Origin of the sequence: uncultured Victivallis sp. (assembly GCF_944391105.1) — a bacterium.
In the GTDB taxonomy this organism is placed as follows: domain Bacteria; phylum Verrucomicrobiota; class Lentisphaeria; order Victivallales; family Victivallaceae; genus Victivallis.
This window is the reverse complement of sequence record NZ_CALXSK010000008.1, coordinates 73166-92254: the sequence shown is the minus strand read 5'-3', so window position 1 is coordinate 92254 and position 19089 is coordinate 73166. Positions and strand designations below refer to the sequence as shown.

General features: G+C 59.0%; 16 protein-coding genes. 3 read left to right on the top strand and 13 right to left on the bottom strand.

Going from position 1 to position 19089, the window contains the following annotated elements; translation table 11 throughout:
• Window positions 1–423 precede the first annotated feature (423 nt).
• From Q0K10_RS04655 to Q0K10_RS04635, 5 genes are all read right to left on the bottom strand, one after another.
• Window positions 424–780, bottom strand: a complete 357-nt coding sequence (locus Q0K10_RS04655; protein WP_294503858.1) for a hypothetical protein — start codon at window positions 778–780, stop codon at window positions 424–426.
• 431 nt (window positions 781–1211) lie between these two features.
• Window positions 1212–2171: an LD-carboxypeptidase gene (locus Q0K10_RS04650; RefSeq protein WP_294503856.1), complete on the bottom strand. Its 960-nt coding sequence runs from the start codon at window positions 2169–2171 to the stop codon at window positions 1212–1214.
• 49 nt (window positions 2172–2220) lie between these two features.
• Complete coding sequence (locus Q0K10_RS04645) at window positions 2221–2964, bottom strand: type II secretion system protein (protein ID WP_294503853.1); 744 nt, start codon at window positions 2962–2964, stop codon at window positions 2221–2223.
• Between the two features lie 14 nt (window positions 2965–2978).
• Window positions 2979–4430, bottom strand: coding sequence for a right-handed parallel beta-helix repeat-containing protein (locus Q0K10_RS04640; protein WP_294503823.1), 1452 nt, complete (start codon window positions 4428–4430; stop codon window positions 2979–2981).
• On the bottom strand, window positions 4427–5524 hold the full coding sequence (locus tag Q0K10_RS04635; RefSeq protein ID WP_294503821.1) for a GntR family transcriptional regulator: 1098 nt from the start codon (window positions 5522–5524) through the stop codon (window positions 4427–4429). The genes Q0K10_RS04640 and Q0K10_RS04635 overlap by 4 nt, the downstream gene beginning before the upstream one ends.
• 256 nt (window positions 5525–5780) lie before the next feature.
• Between Q0K10_RS04635 and Q0K10_RS04630 the strand changes: the two genes are divergently transcribed.
• Window positions 5781–6602, top strand: a complete 822-nt coding sequence (locus Q0K10_RS04630) for an alpha/beta hydrolase (RefSeq protein ID WP_294503818.1) — start codon at window positions 5781–5783, stop codon at window positions 6600–6602.
• Between the two features lie 9 nt (window positions 6603–6611).
• Here Q0K10_RS04630 and Q0K10_RS04625 read toward each other — a convergent pair whose 3' ends face one another.
• On the bottom strand, window positions 6612–7586 hold the full coding sequence (locus Q0K10_RS04625) for a serine/threonine protein kinase (RefSeq protein ID WP_294503816.1): 975 nt from the start codon (window positions 7584–7586) through the stop codon (window positions 6612–6614).
• A gap of 88 nt (window positions 7587–7674) precedes the next feature.
• The gene (locus Q0K10_RS04620; protein WP_294503814.1) at window positions 7675–7830 is read right to left on the bottom strand and encodes a small basic protein; all 156 of its coding nucleotides are present in this window, start codon (window positions 7828–7830) and stop codon (window positions 7675–7677) included.
• A 253-nt stretch (window positions 7831–8083) separates the two neighbouring features.
• On the opposite strand from Q0K10_RS04620, the gene upp reads away from it, so the two are divergent.
• Both upp and Q0K10_RS04610 read left to right on the top strand, forming a co-directional pair.
• Complete coding sequence (upp, locus tag Q0K10_RS04615) at window positions 8084–8710, top strand: uracil phosphoribosyltransferase (RefSeq protein ID WP_294503812.1); 627 nt, start codon at window positions 8084–8086, stop codon at window positions 8708–8710.
• The gene (locus tag Q0K10_RS04610) at window positions 8707–10071 is read left to right on the top strand and encodes a metallophosphoesterase (RefSeq protein ID WP_294503809.1); all 1365 of its coding nucleotides are present in this window, start codon (window positions 8707–8709) and stop codon (window positions 10069–10071) included. Before upp ends, Q0K10_RS04610 begins: the two co-directional genes overlap by 4 nt.
• A 10-nt stretch (window positions 10072–10081) precedes the next feature.
• Here Q0K10_RS04610 and Q0K10_RS04605 read toward each other — a convergent pair whose 3' ends face one another.
• From Q0K10_RS04605 to Q0K10_RS04580, 6 genes are read right to left on the bottom strand one after another with little or no spacing between them, the layout of a single operon-like run.
• Window positions 10082–12847: a VWA domain-containing protein gene (locus Q0K10_RS04605; protein ID WP_294503806.1), complete on the bottom strand. Its 2766-nt coding sequence runs from the start codon at window positions 12845–12847 to the stop codon at window positions 10082–10084.
• On the bottom strand, window positions 12844–14592 hold the full coding sequence (locus Q0K10_RS04600) for a VWA domain-containing protein (RefSeq protein WP_294503803.1): 1749 nt from the start codon (window positions 14590–14592) through the stop codon (window positions 12844–12846). The genes Q0K10_RS04605 and Q0K10_RS04600 overlap by 4 nt, the downstream gene beginning before the upstream one ends.
• A complete protein-coding gene (locus tag Q0K10_RS04595) occupies window positions 14589–15446 on the bottom strand; it encodes a DUF58 domain-containing protein (RefSeq protein ID WP_294503801.1) in 858 nt (285 codons plus the stop codon). Before Q0K10_RS04595 ends, Q0K10_RS04600 begins: the two co-directional genes overlap by 4 nt.
• Window positions 15443–16696: a hypothetical protein gene (locus Q0K10_RS04590; protein WP_294503799.1), complete on the bottom strand. Its 1254-nt coding sequence runs from the start codon at window positions 16694–16696 to the stop codon at window positions 15443–15445. The genes Q0K10_RS04595 and Q0K10_RS04590 overlap by 4 nt, the downstream gene beginning before the upstream one ends.
• Window positions 16693–18129 (bottom strand): hypothetical protein, encoded by a 1437-nt coding sequence (locus tag Q0K10_RS04585; protein WP_294503795.1) that lies wholly within the window; start codon window positions 18127–18129, stop codon window positions 16693–16695. The genes Q0K10_RS04590 and Q0K10_RS04585 overlap by 4 nt, the downstream gene beginning before the upstream one ends.
• On the bottom strand, window positions 18130–19089 hold the full coding sequence (locus Q0K10_RS04580) for an ABC transporter ATP-binding protein (protein WP_294503793.1): 960 nt from the start codon (window positions 19087–19089) through the stop codon (window positions 18130–18132).

Below are 19089 nucleotides of genomic sequence, written 5' to 3'. Positions count from 1 at the left end.
AAAACAAGCATTATGCGCCTATCGGGATGGACATTGATTTTCCCAAGCCAAAAATCTCACTCCGACAGGCTGCTAGAATCAATAGATGAAAAATCAGGAAAAACAATCCAATAAAAGAGGCATTTTCCCATGCAGTATGACTATTATGTGAAATAAAAAAAGTAAATAAAGTTGCTAATGTCAATTGTGGTACAACTGAGGACAACATGATTTTCCAACATTTTAGCTGAAATTGGAAGAACAAAAAAACTATTGAAAAGCATCCAGCATACCCTCCTGCCAAAAAAATGAATACGGTAAGAAAATCTATAAAATTTTCTATTATTGACCCGTCATTAAAAAAGATATACATGCAACTAAATATGAGAAAATAACAGACTAAAAAAAAGAGGAAAATCAAATTATAATTTTTTGAGGACATAATTATCTGCTCATATAGGAAGAAGCTGATTCTTGAATCTTCTTGATACGTTCTTTTGTCTCATCTGCTAACAACTTAGGATCTGTTGCAGTATATAAAACCTTACTCCAATATCCCTCTGTATCCTTAAGGTTATTACCATTATCAAGCCAGCTTCCATTCCACCAACCAGTTTTTCCATAATGATCTACCCCGTCTAATTTAATATCAATTACTTTTTCAGATATTTTATTCTTTGGAAGACCGAATCCACCTATTCCGCCTTTAAAACGGGCAATATCATCACTAGTTGACCACATGTTATTGTATCGGCAATTAAGGGTATTTGCTTTTGCGGCAGTTTCAAGCACGATAAGCAAGCGATCTAAATTGCCGAATCTATAATAATTGCTTGAGTGTTTTTTGCTCCTGTTTCAATATCAGTATTATGCGAAGCATCTTCAACAATTTCTTTATCCTTAGGTGATCCCATAAAAATAATTGTCATGTGCGGGAATAAATGGTTCTGTTTTTCAGTAAAAAACAGGTGACACTTTTCTCCATGTTAATAACTTGACAGTCAATATGATGCAATATTGCATCATATTCTGTCAATAAGAGTAAGATAGCATGGAAAATTCTGATTGCAAATCAGAATTTCTGAATCATAAATCAATTTGACCGACGCTGTAGGATCGGCTTTCAAAGAAAGGCGATCGCCCCCGCGGTCCCCCTCTTCAAACCATTTTCCCGCAGCTTAGCACAGACTTGATTTCTACTTTTGCTGCAGACCCCCTCGCGGACACCACCCTCAGCGATGCAGCACGCCGCAAGCGTCGATCGTGATCCGACCGTGCAGATCGATCACCTGATTGCGCGGAGTATGTCCATAAGGGAATCCCCGATAGACCGGGCATTTTACCGTCTCGGCGAACTCTTCGATCACAGCAGCCTCCCGACCGCCGCATCGACTGAGCGTACCGAACACAACCGCAGCGCAATCTTTGAAAAATCCCGCTTCGCGGAGACGGCCGAGAGAAGCACTGACCTGTTCAGGCTGATAGTCCGGCGACTCAATGAAAATCACCTTCCCCGCGGTTTCAGGACGGAAACGCCCCCTGTTCATCGTCTCGAGTAACCGCAGATGACCCGCCAACGCGATACCGGAAGCAGCTCCGCTGCGAACAGGAATCAGCGGCAGCGGCTCGGCTGGCAGCCCATGCATCGTCCGACGGAAATTTTCCAGGCTCGAAGCATCCACCGTCAACAGTCCCAGCAATGACGGAGCCGACAGGGGGTGTCCTGCCCGCTCCCTGAGCATGACAAGTTGCAATGCGGTGATATCACTGAAGCCGAGCAGCGGCAGATCGGGGCGACGCCGCAGTTTCTCCCAATCCAGTTTTTCCACCACCGCAAGCGTGCCGGTGCCGCCGCGGATGCACCAGATCAAATCCACCTCCGGATCGAGCCACGCCTGCTCCAGATCCGCGACCCGCTTCTCCACAGCAATGGTTTCATACCGGGTCGCCGGTTCCCCTTCACGGGCGTGCGGCATGAGTTTGGCGTGGATTCCTGCTTTTTTCAATCCGGCAATCGCCCGATCCAGCGCTTCCGAGGAGTGCGCCGGACAGGCGGGCGCCACCAGTGCAACGGTCCGGATCTTCTCGGGAAAGATCCCCTTCCAGTCAGGAACCGCCTCCGGCTCCGCCGCCGCCGATAACAGTGCGCTGCCCATCAGAGTACCCACCAGAAATGCCTTGCCGATTTTCATGGCACATCCGCCCCCGTCGTTCGGATCTTCAAGCCGGACGCAACCCCATTCACCGCCTCCAGATATACTCCTGCGAAATTCCGTCCGTCGAACGAATCGTCTCGCGATTCGTATTGATAACATGACCGTCAAGCAGCAGAACGTTCAGATTCCGACCATGCACCAGAAATTTGGCAAGTTTGGAGTTGTCCATGGTCACATCCCAGTACGATGCATACCAGAGCTCCGTCGTCGCCTGAAAATAATCATCGAACGTCACGACCGTCCGGGAAGCCTTTGCATACTGCGTGACCTTGCGGTAGATGGTCCCCCCGACTTTCGCATGAGATAAGTGACGGTTCTGCGAATATCCGAGCCTCAACGACAAAGGTTGATTGAGGAACCAGTTGCTGAGTCTGTGCTTGCTGTCCACACTGGAGGGGCAGTTCATGCATTTGATGTCGAGCCCGAGCTCATTGAGGCGGTTCATCCAGGTTTTCGGAGAGGGCTTCCCCGCATTTTCTTCTGCGGACACAATCCAGCTGTCGTAGGTATCGCTGTAAAGCTGGTGCACAAATCCGATCTGCTTGAGATTGTTCAAACAACTGGTCGTCTTTGCCCGCTCGCGCGCCTGATTCAACGCGGGCAGCAGCATCGAGGCGAGAATCGCGATGATCGCAATCACCACCAGGAGTTCGATGAGGGTGAAACCGGCCCGAAATCTGCCGTCGTCACGGACAGCGGAAGACGAAACCGGGGGGAAACAGGTTCCGTCCGGTACGGTACGTTCATCAGAGTTGCGAAGGAACTTCATGGGCAGGCCTCCTGTTAGAAACGGTTTCCGATTACACGGCTGTCGGCGGCGGTGACGGAGAGAGGCTTCTTATGAAGTTTCTCCGTCCGGTTGTCCTGAATCCAGTTATAGAGGACATCCGCCTCTGCGCCGTTCAGGATCGAGACGATGGTTCCGGTCCACTGTGTGTTGGTGCTGTTGCAGTTGAGCACCTTGTTGTTGATGACGCGCAGCCGGTAGACACCGTTTGTATAGATGCCGTTCACATGGCTGTTCAAAATCTCATTATCCAGAATGTCGATATCGGTCGGAATGCGGCTGAGCTTGAAACTTCCGGGATTTCCGGCGGGTTTTGCGTCGAGAGTGAATTCGACCTTGTCGTCGCGCAGAACGGAGGTTTTGATTCGCGCGGACGTCTCGCCCATGCGGATGCGCCGCCGGGGAAACAGTTCGGAATAAAGCTCTTTCGAGGCGGCATAGACGCCCGGCTTCACCTCGTCGACCGGATAATCGGCCCTGGTGAAATAGTCGTCGCCGTTCCGATTCCACCCCTTTTCGCTGTCGATGTAGGAGACGACGATCCCGGCGTGTCCGGTCGTGACCTGCCCGGTGTTGCGAATGAATACACCGTTGATTTCGAAATCGGCACCGCTCTCGATGAACCGATTCGCCACAACCTTGATTCTCCGGGCGGAACATGCCCCCTTGAGTTTGTTGTGAAAACGGTCATTGGTCGTGATCTGGCACCCGGAAAAGGTCGTGCGTTCGACGTGGTTGCCGTTGAAGATCACATCGGCGCCGCCGAGGCAGACCAATCCCTGGCGGCAGTTGTAAATGATGTTGTTCGCAACGATGGCCCGTTCGAGTCGAAGAGCGTTCTCATGTCCATAATCGATGAGCGCAAGCGCATCGTCCGTGGTCTGCGTGATATAATTTCCCGTGCACACAATGTCCTGGGAATGAACAAAATGGAGACCATCGCGCTGGGTCTGTTCGATCTTGCAGTCCACGACCCAGACATAACGGCAGCCGTTGATCGCGATCCCCATGAAGGGGGAGCCGAGCACATGAACGTTTTCGATCCGGATGTTCCGCCCGTTTGTCACATAGATCGGGTGCTGGGCGGAGGTTTGCTGTTCCTTCGGCATATCCCGGTAAGTCAGAACGCCGCCGGAAACGGTCAGATCCTCGCATTTGTTGAAGTGGAAACTGCCGTTCTGCTCGGTATTGAGCAACGTCGCGCCGGAAAAATCGACGGTTGCATTCCGAAGCTCCTGGATTCGCAAAAGTCCCCGGAATGCGAATCTGCCGCTGCCGAACCGGAGTACGCCGCCATTCTCACGCAGCTTTGCAAAAGCGTTCTGAATCGCGGCGGTATCGTCGGAGACCCCGTCCCCCTTCGCGCCGAAATCGCGAACGTTGAATACCGCCCCGCTGGCGAAGAAAGCCGTGGTGATCACAAGAAAGAGAGTCAGCAGAGATTTCATAATGCAGTAGCTTCCCGGGGGTTAAGTTGAATGGAGAAGAACGGAGAAAGAGCGCAGTCGCTCCGGCGGATGACCAGAGAAGGAACAACCAGACGCAGCAGCTCCGGAGCTCCGGGGCGAAGTCGGTTGTGCGCAAGAAGTTCGAAGCCCTGCCGGACATGCTCGGCCAGATTCGGATTCAGCGCGGTGATCGGCGGCACGGCATACCGGCAAAATGGTGTGTCGCCGATGCTCACAAGTGAAATCTGTTCCGGAACCCGGATGCCGTTTTCATTGAAGGCCGCCAGAGCCCCCTGGGCAAGTTCGTCATTGAGCGCAATCAATGCGGTAAACCGCTCGTTTCGCACCAGTGCCCGGCTGACCGCCTGAAAGGCGTATTCGACCGGCTGCGCACCGGTCGGAACTTCGGCGGGCAGCTCCGGAGCCCCTTCGGTAACGGCACGCCAGACCGCGATCTGGATATTTTCGATCGGATGCCCCGAGTTGTTGTGAAGCAAGGCGATACGCTTGTGTCCAAGCGAATGCAGATGGTCGGCGATCAGCCGGATTCCATGATTGTCATCTCCGATGACCGACGGGACGCCGAGCTGATCGAGGCGGTTCGCGAGCACGGCGAAAAGCCAGCTGCTGCCGGCGATTTCCCGGATGGCCGTATCGTTCAGCAAATCGTCTCCGAGCACCATGGTCGGCTGCCGGAAGCGGATCGCGGTCCGGATGAACATTGTCGTCTCCTCACTGCCGAGCCGGACGATCCGGCAGAGAAGTCCGCGTCTTCTTCCTTCCTCAAAAGCGAGTTCCGCGATCTCGTTCTGCGCTTCCCCCGGATAGTTGGAGATGACGATGTTGACCTGCCCGGCCGCGTCGGCGGCTCCGCCGTGGATCAGATAGGTTCCGTCGCCCACGCGTTTCTCGACAACGCCACCGGCGATGAGGTCCCGGAAGGCCCGCCGGACAGTCGAAACATTCACGCGCAGCTTCTCTGCGAGTTTCCGTTCCGACGGGAACCGGGTCTCCGGACAGAAGATGCCGCTCTCGATGCCTCGGACAAGATAGTCGTAGACGACCTGAAATTTCAGTTGCGGCTGTTTCTCCATGATCACAAAATGTTCCGTATCTTTCAAATTGCTCTGCAACTAATTATAGAACAATTCCGGATAGATGTCAACCTCCCCCCGGAATATAATTCCGTAAAAACGAAACAATAACTTGAAAATAAAGATATTACGTGTATTCATTTTTTTCGAGGCTGAAATATTTATGAGCATATCAATTTGGGATCGATCATAAAAAAAACTTTTTTTCTTTCCCGGCAACTTGACAATTCCGCGAGGAAGAGTTCTATTTACAGATATGCAACGGAAAAAACAACACCAGCAGTTCCGGAAATTCCGGTATGCGTTTTTCTGTCTCGCAATTCCGGCAGCACTTTTTCTGCTCCTGTCCTGCGCGACGGGATGCGTGGCGGATTCGATCATCTTCCAGCCGCCGGGCGGTTCGCCGCAGCAACCGGGAGCAACCATGCTCGAAGTTGAACCGGGGATACGCATCGCGGTCCGCTACTTTCCACCGCAGGAAGGCGGAGTGCTTCTGCTCTACAGCCACGGAAACGCCGAGGATCTCGGCATGATCCGTTACCGCATGAACCAGTATGTCGAACACGGCTACGGTGTTGCCGCCTACGATTATGAAGGATACGGGATGAGCGACGGAACGCCTTCCGAATCCGCGGCTTACCGCGACATCGAACGGGTCTGGAGATGGCTTGTCGAAGAGAAGAAAATTCCGCAGGAGTCGATTGTGATCCACGGATTCTCGGTCGGGACCGGTCCATCCTGCTATCTTGCGGAGAAGGTGAATGCCCGGGCGCTCATTCTGGAAGCGCCGTTCCAAAGCACTTTCGCAGTCGCGGGCGTCGGCTTCCTGCCGTTCAACCGTTTCCCGAACATCGACCGCATTGCGAACATCGACATGCCGCTGCTCATCATCCATGGCGACGCCGACCGCATCATCCCCTTTTCGCACGGCAGGAAGCTCTTCGAAACGGCAAAGGAGCCGAAGACTCTCTACACGGTCGAGGGCGCAGGCCACAACAACCTCATTCTGAAAGCAGGCGAAAACTACTGGAAGACTCTCCGGAAGTTTCTCGACACCAACCCGGCAAAACAGCCCTGAGTGTCTCCTTTACGATTCGACGATGAGGGCGAGCTGGTTCTCCAGCGCGGCGATCTCCGAACGCCAGAAGGCGTCGGTTCCCCAGTCCGGGTAGCGTTCGGCAAATCCGCTGTCGGAACGCTGCTTCGCGCACCAGTCGAGAAAGTAGATCATGCGCATGGCGCGCAGGAGCTCGATCTGATCGAGCGTGGAACGGTCGAAACTCCGGATCGACTCATACCCCGCGAGCAGTTCCCCGAGCTCGAACGAACACTCCTCCACCGGCCCGGGCAGCAGCAGCCAGAGATCCTGGACCGGAGGTCCCGAAAGCATATCGTCGAAATCGATCAACATGAGTCCTTCGTCCGGACGTTCGAGGATATTGCCTTTGTGACAGTCTCCGTGCAGCCGGATCATTTCACCGGGCCGGTAACGTTCCGCAAGGGCGAGCAGCAGCCGTTTGAGCGTCGAGGCGAGCGCGGGGCGAACCCGTTCCGAGACGACGCCGCAGGAGAGCAGATGCGCGATCTCGTCGAGCGTATTTCCGCGTGGATCCAGTTGAATTCTGTGTTTTGCGGAGCGGGCCGCCCCGACCATGTGAAGCCGGGCGATCAGCGCTCCGAGCCGCCTCCAGACCGGCCCGTCCGACTCGGGTTCGAGTCCCCTGCCCCACCGCTTCGGGAAAGCGGCGTAGAAAGTTCCGTCCGGCGCCGTTCCGAGCGTCGAACCGTTCGCCTGTCGCAGAGGCGCGATAACCGGAATCTCCGCTTCGCGCGCTTCGAGTGTGAAGAGATGCTCTTCGAGCAGCGCGGCACGGCTCCAGCGGCCGGGGCGGTAGAACTTGAAGATGAACCGCTCATGATCGGCCGCCTCCATTTCATAAACCCGGTTGACGTATGACGGCAGCGGCAGAAGCAGACCGGAAAACCGGCGCCCGAACGCCTGCTCCGCCGCCGCAAAGATCACCTCCGGCGTGAGAGTGTCGAATGTCCCGAATTCCGGCATGATTTCCACTCGCGGTTCGATGAATGAAAAACGCGGGCCCGGATCGCTCCGTCCCGCGTTCTTCTCCCGTATTCCGTTCTGAGACGGATTACATTTCAACCGGCTTGGTCTTGGGCAGCCCGAGAACCTTGTCCTCAGGAATACGGCCGTCGGCGCGGAGCACGTTGATGCGCTCGAAACGCTTCATGACATTGCGGACTTTGCGGATTTTTCCGCCGACGCGGAGACTCGGATGCTGGGACATACTCTTCACCTCATTATGTTTTAATTGTTTTCACAAATGAAATCATCGTTGACCGCCGATGAAACCGGAGGAGGAAAGCACTGAGAACTTCCATCCGCAGCCGATCGCAAACGGCAATGCTTATTAATATGCCTTTCATTTGCAATTCTTCAAGTCCGGGAAATGGGATTTTTCCGTTTTTTTCCCGGTTTTCGGGTTGCGCAAAAGCAATTGCGGCTGTATACTGAAATAAATCTCAGAAGAAAGGCGAATTATGCTCCATATTGTCGATCATCCGTTCGTCAGGGCAAAACTGACGGTTCTGCGCGACTGCACCACACCGAGTTCCCGTTTCCGGGAGTGCGTGCGGGAAATCACCTGCTTCATTGCCGCGGAAGCGCTCCGGGGAGTGGAACTCGAAAGCTGCCGGATCAAAACCCCGCTCGCGGAAACGACCGGATACCGGATCGCGGAGAGAATCGTTTTTGTACCGATTTTGCGCGCGGGACTCGGCATGCTCGAAGCGGCGGAGAGCCTTGTCCCCGGCTCGCCGGCCGGTTTCATCGGGCTCGAACGCGACCCCGTGACCAAACTCCCGCGCGAATATTACTGCAAACTGCCGGAGGCGACACCACGTTCGTTCGCCGTGCTGCTCGATCCGATGCTTGCGACGGGGAATTCGCTCGCGGCCGCGGCCGACCTGTTGAAACGCGCCGGATTCCACCGGATCGCAGCGGTCACGATCATCAGCGCCCCCGAAGGGAAAAAGGTGTTTGAAGCGCGTCATCCGGAAATCGAAATTTTCACCGGCTGTCTCGACGAGCGGCTTGACGAAAACAAATACATTGTTCCGGGGCTCGGGGACGCGGGCGACAGAATATTTGGAACTGTCCACAGATGAAACATTTGCCTCTTGCACTGCTCTTGCTGCTGCTCGTCCGGTTCACTCCGGCCGGCTTCGCGTCGGAGGTGGAAATCCTCTGCACGACCGACATTCACGGACGCGCCGAAGCGCTGATCCGGCTCGCGCCGATTCTGCGGAAAAATCCCGATGCGCTCCGCATCGACTGCGGCGACACGATGCAGGGGACGCTTCTCTCACGCCACAGCGACGGACAGATCATGACCGCGCTGCTGAACGAACTCCGGTACGACGTCTGGATTCCCGGCAATCATGATTTCGAGTTCGGCCCGGAAGCGCTCATCCGGGCGGCACGCGAATTTCGCGGCAAAACGCTGGGAGCAGAGTTCCAGAGAACCGGATTCAAACCATCGGCGTGGGTGCTGTTCGAACGGAATGGACACCGCGTCGCGGTCATCGGCATGACCGATCCCAAAATGCCGAACCGGCTGCTGCCCGACTCCGGCTGGACATTTCAAGCGAATCGTGACGCGCTGCGGGAAATCATGCCGGAACTGCTTGCGGCCAAACCGGATCTGATCGTCCTGGCATGGCATGCCGGATTATACACGCCGCCGGGGACGATGTTCCGTTTTCTCGCGGAGTTTCCGGAGATCGACCTCGTGCTGGCGGGCCACAGCCATGAGGAGAAGCGTGGATTCCGCGTTGCCGGGGCGTGGTTTGTCCAGGCGGGGCGCTATGCACAATGCGTCGCCCGGATCCGCGCCCGCTTCGACGATGACACGGGCGAACTGGAACGGATCACGTCGGAACTCCTCCGTCCCGAGGAAGACTCCCCGGGTGACGCGGAGGCGGAACAGGTGCTCCGCCCTTTTCTGGAACGTTACAAACCGTATGCCGAAACCGTCATCGCCACAACGAAAGAGCCGCTGCGTCTGCCGGAAAAACGGGAGAATACCGCCCCGATCTGCCGCATCGGCGCAGAGGCGGTACACCGGGCCGCGGGAAGCGATGCGGCACTCTTTTCCGTTTCCGCCCTGCCCCAGTTCGAGATTCCCTGCACAGTCACGAACGAGGGGCTTTTCACGCTGCTGCCGTATGAGAACGAACTCTGCACGGTCGAACTCACGCGCGAAGAGCTTGCGGAACTGCTGACCTGGCTGGGAGCCGCAAACCGCAGGGGACGCAGCGTGTTCGCCTTCTCCGGGCTGAACGTCGTGCAAAACGGCAAACGGTGGAGCGCCCCCGGAGCGCCGGAGCGGCTCACGCTCGCGCTCTCGACCTACTCGCTTACCAGCACTCCGCTGCTGCGGGAAAAGCTCGACTCCGGTGCATACAAACTCACCGGCATCACCGAGCGCGACGCCGTTGCCGCTTATCTGAAGAGACGATTCCGCTGATACGGCATACTCACCGATGTCGACGCGCGCGGCGCAGCGCCTCTCCGAGCGGATCAGGCTCCGCCGAAGTCTCCGCACCGGCGCCGGCGCTCGCATGGGATGTATGTTCTTCATCTGCCGGGAATTTCGGAGTTGCGGCATGTTTTTTTCCCCGTTTTTTCACCCGCTTCACCGGTTTTGCGGGAGCTGCCACGGCCGGCTCCTGCCGGCGGCGGACGAACAGAGCCCAAACACCGATTCTCCGTTCCGCGACTTCGAGCAGCAGCAGGATCGCCGCAGCGAGCCCAAACCACGGGGAGAGCGGGAAAACTCTGAAACGCGCCGGCAGCTGCTCCCAGATGTCATCCGGGAGCAGTCGTTCCGAGCCTCCGGTCGAGCCGGCCAGGTCGACGATCCGCTCTGCCGAAGCGGAATCGACCGGACGAAACTCCGGCGAATAGACAAGGGTGACGGGGGCGAGCGTTTCGGGCCGTTTCCCCTCCCGGCCGACCGTCGAAAGATAGACCGCATCACCTTCGAGCGGGATGTTCGCTTCGAGCCGGTCGGGAGAGACCCAGACAAACGAATCCTGTCGCGTAACGGGCGGCCCGCCCTCCCGTGAGACAACCGTATGGACCACCGGCGGCTCCGGAAACGGATCGCGTTCGCGTTCCGGATCCAGGTGGATTTCCACTCGGTGCCCCCCGTCGACCAGAGCCTGGGTGATCAGGAAATCCCCTTCCGCCGATTCGGGCGTCATCATCCATCCGGCCAGTGCCGAAAGCAAAGTTCCCGCCATCGGATCGGCGGCGAACTGCCCGGTGTACTCGCCGTCCGCTTCGGCGGTGAGGACGCTCACCCGTCCGAGCCCCGCCATTCCGGTTGCGGCGATCGGCGCTTTGAATTCGTCGTTGCTGACGAGAATGACTTCGCTGCCCTCCTTTCCGTAGCAGAGGTTGTACCCGCCGAACTCGGCGGAGCGGCCGAAATCGGCTTTCGAAAGACTTCGGAGTGCCGCGGTGTAAAGCGCTTCGACCGGCGTATCGATGAAAGTGCTGCGCGCCATGAGGAACGTGTCCTGCGCGAAGATGCGCGGCAGCTCATCGGCGCGGTCGGAGAAATAGATCATACCGTTGCCGCGCCGGGCGATATCCTTCAGAAATTCCGCATCGCAGTCGGTCTCGAACCCGAGCCCGACCACACTGACCGTGATCCCCTCCTGAGAGGTGCGCGCAAGCAGTTCGCGGTAGGAACCCGGTTCCTCCGCGTCGGCGGCGTCGGCAAAAAGGATCAGATGGCGGGTTGCGGCATTGGACTTCATAAGTTCGCTTGTGGCGGCATGAAGCGCGGTGTACGTGAAAATGCCTCCGCCCATCGACTCGATGCTGCGGATGCGCGCCTCTCCGCCGACAATGTCCTCGACCGGCGTCAGAGGAATCGCCACATGCGGAGCGCTGTCCACGGCGATGACGCTGAATTCGTCACGCGGCATCAGAAGTTGAAACACTTCAAGCGTGGCGAGATTCGCCATGTCCATCTTGGTCATGTTTCCGACCGGTGCGGCCATACTTCCGGACCGGTCGAGGGCGACGGCGAGCGCAAGCAGACTCTTGCGCATCTCCTGACGCTGTTCCATCGAAACCGGAAGAATCTCCTCCAGCGGCGAACGGTAGTACCCGCCGACCGCAAACGAACTGCGCCCGCCGGTCATCATGAGTCCGAGCGCGCCGGACTTCACCATATTCGCGAGAAGTGCCATGCCGTCAGGTCCGAGCCGGGAGGCGGGAACATTTTCGAGAATCACGCCGGAACAGCCTGCGAGTTTTTCCGGTGTCAGTTCCGCGGGAGACGGCCGGCGCGAGACGACGGGAATCCCCGCCTCCGCGAGAACCCGCCCTAGGTTTCCCGACGGCGACTCCGTAAGCAGCAGAACCGGTTTGCGCCCGGTGATTTCGACGAGCCGCCGCGCACGGTTGTTTTCCGGGAGTTCGTCCGGAGCGGAGTCCGCGCCGATGATTTCGACGGTGTAATCGATGACCCCGGCCCTGTCGCCGCGATCACGCCAGGAGAGGAAATTCACGCCGCGCCGCAACTCGACCGTACGCACGCTCCACGGGCCGCTGCCGCGCCGGATCCGACAGGTCGCGCGCTGCGCCCCGGGCGAAACGATCCGGCAATTCAGCGTGTAGAACTCCCCGACACCGGCCGTGAGCGGGGAGTCGATTTCGGCGATCGCGAGATCGTTCGCGGCGCTGCGGGTCAGCAGCCGGACGTCGACCGGAACGCCGCGCGCCGCAGCAAGCGCCATCATTCGGGCCGGATCGGCGCCGGTATGAACGCCGTCGGTCAGCAGCAGAATGCGTCCCGGGGAATCCGCGGGAATCTGGTTCAGCGCAAGTTCGATGGCCGCAGCGAGATTTGAACCGTCCGGATTGTCGATCCGGCTCCGGAGTCCATCGAAGCCGGGCGACTCCGGCAGTTTGTCGATCACGGCCTCCCCCCCGAACGCAACGACGCCGAGCCGGGAGTCGCGCGGGCGGGAACTTTCAAGACGGCGCAGGAGTGACTCCGACTCCTCCTTCGCGTTCTCCGGCATCGAACGACTGCGGTCGACCGCAATCACCAGCGTTCCGGCGCGATCGGGCCACTCGATCGAAATTCCGGCCAGCGCCAGTATGACGGCGAGAAAAACACCGGCCCGGAGCACGTTTACCCGGGGACTCCGGAACGGTCGCAGAAACAGAAATACCGCGGCGGGAAGAATCAGCAGAAAGGCTGCCGGCCAGAGAATGTTCATGCGGTCCTCCTCCCGACTCCGAGCCGGTATTGATGAAGTGCCAGAACAGCCGCCGCCAGGAGCAGTGCGATCCAGCCGAGCGGCGTGCGCGGACTCTCCGCCATCCGGGCAACCCGCACCGGTTCGCGCCGGAAACGCCCGGCATTCTCAAGCTGTGACTCTTCAGCTGAAAGCGGCAGAACCGAAACGCTCCAACTCGCCCCGCCCGCCTCGATCCGGCTCACGCCGGGCGGAAGATCGGCAAGCATGACCCGGTTTCGGAAGGGAATCGCGCTTCTCTCCGTACCGTCCGGACAAAATACGCGCACCTCGCGCGGAGCGGGATCCGCAAGCCGGAGATCGATGAGTTCGCCGCTGCGGAAATTGCTCCGCGCCGGGCCGGGGCGCTCCGCGCGTACAAAGTGTGCGAGGTTCCAGAAGAACGCGGGCCAGAAAGGACGTCGACTCAGGTTCGAGCTCTCCGGGTCAAGGTTCAGAAAGAGGTCGCTCCAGTGGTCCATCCGGCGGCGGAAGGAGAGCAGTTCGGTTTCGCCGCGCTGCAGAAGCGGTTCGCCAGGCAGGCGCAACTGTGGATCGGCTTTCCAGCGCAGATCCTTCAACGCAAGTCCGCGCGTGAGCGCCCGACCCGGCCGCGCCGAGATCGGTTCAAGCGCCGCGGTTGTCTGCCCCGCACCTCCCGCGGTATTCCAGATAAATCGGTGAAACTTCCCGGCGGCAAGATCCGGGCCGCCGAAAACGAGTTCCGGATTCGCATCGGCGCGAATGAAATCAGGATTCCCGGCAAGAACGGCATCCAGTTCACGAATCGCCGATTCCGGCAGCCCCTTCGCATAGGCAAACCGTACCGGCGCCCGGTTTTCCGGCAATAGGACCACGCGGTTGTCGAACGGCAGCGGATCGTCTCCGGAGGTTCGAAGCGTCACGACAATCTCGCGCCTCCGCGCAGAATCCGGAATCCGGCAGACGAACTTGTACCGTTCCCCGGCGGCGAGTTCCACAGACTCCGCCACGCCGCCGGGGGAGAGCTCCAGCTGCACGCGCACCGGCCGGGAAGAGCTGTTCAGCGCTTCGGCGAGAACCGTCCCCTCCCCCCGCCGGACGTTCACAAGCGCGGTGTTTCCGAGCGGCGTTCCGGCGGCGAAACAGCCCGTGTCCTCCGCAAGCGGGAAATCGGGAATATGATCGGTCAACACCAGAAGTTCGCACCCGGCACTCCGCATCCGGGCAAGCGCGACTGCTCCGGCGAGGTCGAAGGCGGGTTCGTCCGCCGTCCAGAACCGCTCGAAATCCACCGTCTCGCGGCTGTCGGAACAGAGGCGCGGCTCGCGCCCTGCGAGGATCAGCAGCACGCGACGCCCCGGATGGCGCGCAAGAAGTTTTCGCAGAGTCTCCGCGCCCTGCTCGCGTGGAGAGACGCCTCCGGGAGTCGCCGCCCGCATCGAAAACGAATTGTCCAGCACCACCGCCAGCACCGGATACGCTTCAGGGCTCATGTGGAACGGCCCGGCCGCCGCGACGGCGAACAGCAGCAGCGAAAGCGCCTCAAGAAAGAACGAGAGCGGCAGCTTCCGGAACTGCCAGCGCGAACCGCTCTTCGGCGTCGTCTCAGGCCGATCCCAGAGAAAGATCGCCGCAACCGGAGTCGCCTTCGAACGCCGGTAGAGCCAGTAGATCCCGAGCAGCGGCAGCACCGCCGTGGCGGCCCAGAGATATGCCGGATGTTCGAATCCCGTGATCCAGTTCATTTCAGCACCCCGCACCGAAACAGCTCCCGGAGGTCCCAGGAGGGGTAGAACTCTTCCATGGTCAGCCGGATCAGCCGGATGCCGTACTCCTCGGCCGCACGGCTCCAGAGCTCCTGATGACGGGCGAACCGTTCGCGGTAGCGTGCAAGAATCGCTTCGTCGACCATGAGTTCGCGCACCTCGCCACTCTCGGCATCGACCAGCGAAACACTGCCGGAAATCGCAGGAATCTGCTCATCACGCGTCAGAAGCTGGATCACGACCGTCCGCATCGCCCCGTCGGAGAGGCGGCGCAGAAAGCGCCTCGGTTCCTCCGGCCAGAGAAGATCGGTCACGGCAATCCGGATTCCGCGGCTCTGGAATCCCCCGGCAAACGAGTCGAACGCCTCTCCCGGACTCGTATCGGAACCGAAGTCGCAACAGCTCCATTCGAGCGGAAACGCTGCGCGTTCCTCTTTTTCCAGTTTTTCTCCGCAATGCCAGACCGCGAGCGAAAAACCAGCGTTCACGGCCGATTGCGCAAGCAGTGCGGCGACACCCGCCGCCGCGGCCGCCTTTTCTTCACGCACCGCCATCGATGCGGAGTTGTCCAGCACGATGTCGCAGCGCGGATCGACCTCCTCGCTGTAAAGTTTCACCATGAGCTGTCCGCTGCGCGCATAGACGCCCCAGTCGAGCCGCCGCAGGTCGTCGCCGGCCTGGTACTCGCGGTACTCGGAGAATTCGAGCGCATTGCCGGAGCGCTTCCCCGTGCGCCGGCCGTCGATTCCGGCGGTGAGGCGCACCGTGGCAAGCTCCAGCACTTCGCTCCGCGCGAGGGCCGAGACGATCGCGTTCCGGCAGAACTCCTTCATATCGTTCTCCTTACAAGCACAATGCTCCGAAAATCCTCAACCATTCGCGGAAGATTCGGGATCAGCAGCACAGCCGCCGCCGCCCAGCCCCAGTTCGCCCCGGTCAGAAACATCGCGTCTCCATCCAGGCCGCAAACGGCTGAATTCATCACGAACAATACGATCAGAATCAAAAAACATCCGCCCAAAATCGACAAATTGAATTCCACCGTCCTGCTGCGGCGCCGCATGCGCCGCCGCCCGGCAATGAGAAAAGCCGCCTCCGTGCTCGCAAGTCCCCAGCTCACCAGAAAGAGCGCGAAAGTCATCTGCTCCCGATGAAACATCAGGATTCCCCAGGTCGCCGCCGCCACGCCCCAGCTCCAGAGCCATCCCCCCGCGGAAGAGCCGTAAAACACCCACGCGGCAAACCGGCGGCAGAGACCGCCCGAAAGCCGCTTAAGCTGCCGTCCCGGAACGCCGTCGACCGCACAGCCCATCGCTACAAACGCCTCCGCCGCCGGCACAAGAGCCAGAAACGGAACATCGATCAGGTATCCCGCCACCGGAAACGCGATCGACCCCAGACGCAGTGCAACCTCACGCACCGCTCCCCGGGGCAGAAGCGACTCGCGCAGAAGCTCTCCCAGATAGACCGCCGAAAGCATCAGGAAAATCGTCAGGGAAAAATCCGACAGCGACTTGAAATGATTGTCAAACAGATTCCGGTACAACAGGGAAAGCACCAGCACAATCAACACCAGCTGATCCGCCCGGCTTGAACGCATGCCGTCCAGCTGCAGCAGAATAAACGAAAGCAAACAGGTGTCCAGGCTCCACAACAACAGTTCGAACGTCTTTCCGGGGAACAGAAAAACAGTCGCCCCCCATGTGAAGGCACAGAAGCCGAACAAAATTCCGAAGGTCAGCAGGAAACTGTAAAGATACCCCCGGAACAGCGCATCCGAATCCAGCGGCGAAAATCCGGTGAAATGCTCCACCCCTCCCCCACGCTTTTTCTCCGACGGGGTACCGAAACAGACCGCCACGCATACCTCCGTCCCGAGTCCGCAGCCGACGAGCAGTATAAAAAGCCACCCCGGCGGCCAACTCCGCGGAAGCGGAATCCCCCCGAGATGACTCCGGAAAATCAGAAACTGCACCAGCAACAGCAGACCGACGCAGACCACGAGCGAGAAGTTGTGCCGCGTCTGGCGCAGATATTTGACCGTCCAGAAATTCCAGTTGTCGCTGAACGTGCGTTCTCTCATGGTTTGTTCTCGCCTTTCCGGTATGAGGAGGCTGCCAGCGCCAGCGACGCCAGCGCGAAGAACGGCCCGAAAACCGCCATGACAAGCTCGCTTCCCGGCTTGACGAGCGCCAGACAGAACGGCGTCGTGACGAGCAGAATCTCAACCTCCATTTCCGTCACCATCGCCAGGAGTCCGCAGAAGAGCAGCGGGACAAAAACAAAGAGAATCACCCCGAAAATCCAGAAGCACCACCCCGGCAGAATCTTCCAGTGCGCCGACGCCCAGACGGCAAGCTGGGCGTAAAAGAGAAAATAACACGCGACCGCCCCCCAGCACAGCACGGCAATTCCGGTACGCCCCCCGTCCGGCACGATCGTAAACAGCAGCGCCGCCACAACTCCCGTCGCAAGCACGACGAGCCAAGACAATGCGATACCGCCCCAAGCCCCGCTGGAGAACAGAAACCAGACAAACTTCCCCACCCGGTTGCGCGGCCACGAACGGCGCACCCGACGCCCCGGATCGAGCCGCTCGAACGCCGCCAATGTTGCGCAGATTCCGGCGATCATCGCTCCGCCCACACCGAAGGCGCAGAGCGCCGCCGGCAGCGGGTCGATCCGCCCGTCACTGAGCCACGCGACCGCCAGCCCGAAGAGCGGCGTCAACAGCAGCGCCGCAACCAGAAAGAGCCGCACCGGCAGCATCCGGTTCGCATACCGCGAACTCAGCGCCGCCACACTGAGCGCATAGAACAAGCCGAACGGGAAAAGACAGAATGTGCACCAGAACAGCACCATTCCTCCGAATGAACTGGTGCCCGACACCGCATGTGACGCGGCCAGAAAGCCGAAAAACCCGAGAAAAAACAGCCCGAGCAGGAACATCCCCCCGAAATAGACGCCGATCAGCCAGCGCCTTCCGGCACACCCGATCAGAATGCCGGCCTGAGAGGCAATCAGCACCGGCGGCAGAATCGCCAGCGCCACAAGCAGCATCTCCGACATCGCGATTCCACGCAGAAAATAGGCGATCACGATGAACGGCAGACAGAGCGCGTAAATGAAAATCGTCATGACCAGCGCCCCGAGCAGCTTCCCCCAGATGATCCGGTTCGGCGAAAGCGTCGTGATCCGGGAGAAATCCAGCTCCCTGTCCCGCCGTTCCGCCGTGAAACGCAACACCGAACCGACCGCGCTCACAAGGAATGCCGCCAAAGCCATTCCCGTCGCCACCATGCCGAACATCACCGCTCCACTGCCGAAGTATTCATTCCTGCTTCCGGCGACCTGAAGCTGCATCACCACGAGCATCAGAAGCTGAACAAGCAGCAGAACTCCCATCACCGCCAGAATTCCACGGTTGTGGAAATACTGCCGCATCTCCTTGATAAACACCGGGTTGAGCCTGTCGCTCCAATCCCGGACGCCTTTTTTCTCCATCGCATTGGCCATTTACTGCACCTCGCCGGTTGTAATGCGCATGAAAAGCTCCTCCAGCCCGATCGACTGCCGCTTGAATCCCATGACCGGCAGCCCCGCCGCGAACAGCGTGCCCATGACCGGCGGAACCAGTTCATCCCCACCCTCGATGAACGCCTGAAGTTCGCCGTCGGCACGGATCACGACCTCCTTCACCGCCGGGTGTTCGAGCAGTTTAAGCCGCGCCTCCTGTGTCTTGGCGCACTGGATCATGACCGCCACCTGTCGTGGCGCATCCGGCGCATTCCGCGTGCCGCCTCCGGCCTTCACGAGCAGTTCGTCGAGCGTTCCGGCCGAGAGCAGTTTTCCCTTTTCGATGATGACCGCCCCGTCGCAGATATCCTGCAATTCCGAAAGGATATGGCTCGAAAGCAGAATCGCCTTGCCCTGTTCGGAGAGGATCTTCAGCAGCGCCCGCAGTTCGAGCCGCGCGCGCGGATCGAGTCCTGCCGCGGGTTCGTCCATGATCAGCACCGCCGGGTTGTGCACGAGCGCCCGGGCGAGGCTCACGCGCTGCTTCATCCCTTTCGAGAGCCCGGCGAGGTATTTATAGCGGATTCCTCCGAGATTCGTAAACTCCTCGATCTCCGCGAGTGCACGTATCCGCCTTTCTCCGCGCAACCCGAAACTACGCGCGAAGAAGTCGAGGTACTCCCACACCTGAATGTCCCGGAAATCGGGCAGCGAGTCGGGCATGTACCCGACCACCTTGCGCACCTCCTCCGGATCGTCCACTGCCGAAACCCCGTCGTAGAGGATGTCTCCGGAATCGGGCAGATCGAGTGTCGCCATCATGCGGATCGTCGTGGTCTTGCCCGCCCCGTTCGGACCGATGAAGCCGAAGATGTTCCCCGAGGCGAACTCGAAACTGATGTCATCCACCGCCCGGGTCGCGCCGAACGAGCGCATGAGATTTTTCACCTGGATTTTCAT